Annotated in this window: 1 protein-coding gene; it reads right to left on the reverse strand. The window is 60.5% G+C overall.

The window, feature by feature from the left end; genetic code table 11:
• Position 1: 1 nt before the first annotated feature.
• Positions 2 to 1,177, reverse strand: a 1,176-nt coding sequence (gene tuf, locus ACR0BZ_RS19840; RefSeq protein WP_480492715.1) for an elongation factor Tu, incomplete at its 5' end; no start/stop codon positions are given.

Genomic DNA, 1,177 nt, shown 5'->3' on the forward strand with positions numbered 1-1,177 from the left:
ATTATTCTACGATTTTCGACACGACGCCAGCGCCGACGGTGCGGCCGCCTTCGCGGATGGCGAAGCGCAGGCCGTTTTCCATCGCGATCGGGGCGATCAGCTCAACGCCGAACGACACGTTGTCGCCGGGCATGACCATCTCGGTGCCTTCCGCCAGGGTCACGGTGCCGGTCACGTCAGTGGTCCGGAAGTAGAACTGCGGACGGTAGTTCGCGAAGAACGGGGTGTGACGGCCGCCTTCTTCCTTGGTCAGGATGTAGGCTTCGGCTTCGAACTTGGTGTGCGGTGTCACCGAACCCGGCTTACACAGAACCTGGCCACGCTCAACGCCGTCACGATCCACACCACGCAGCAGCGCGCCGATGTTGTCGCCCGCTTCACCGCGGTCCAGCAGCTTGCGGAACATTTCAACGCCGGTGCAGGTGGTTTTCGCGGTGTCACGGATGCCGACGATTTCGATCTCGTCGCCAACGTTGATCACGCCACGCTCGACACGGCCGGTCACAACGGTACCACGGCCCGAGATCGAGAACACGTCTTCGATCGGCATCAGGAACGGCTGGTCAACAGCACGCTCGGGGGTGTCGATGTAGTCATCAACAGCCGCCATCAGCTCGCGGATCTTGTTCTCGCCGATTTCAGGGTCACGGCCTTCCATCGCGGCCAGAGCCGAACCTGCGATGATCGGAATATCGTCGCCGGGGTATTCATACGAAGACAGCAGCTCGCGGATTTCCATTTCCACCAGTTCCAGCAGCTCTTCGTCGTCAACCTGGTCAACTTTGTTCATGAACACGACCATCTTCGGGATGCCAACCTGGCGGCCCAGCAGGATGTGCTCGCGGGTTTGCGGCATCGGGCCGTCCGCGGCGTTCACAACCAGGATCGCGCCGTCCATCTGAGCGGCACCGGTGATCATGTTCTTGACGTAGTCAGCGTGGCCGGGGCAGTCGACATGTGCATAGTGGCGCGCGTCGGTCTCGTATTCCACGTGCGCGGTCGAGATGGTGATGCCGCGGGCTTTCTCTTCCGGCGCGCCGTCAATCTGGTCATACGCCTTGAAGTCACCGAAATACTTGGTGATTGCTGCGGTCAGCGTCGTCTTGCCGTGGTCAACATGCCCAATCGTGCCGATGTTGACGTGCGGCTTATTACGCTCAAACTTTTCCTTTGCCAT

It is taken from the genome of Ruegeria sp. P8 (assembly GCF_056534665.1).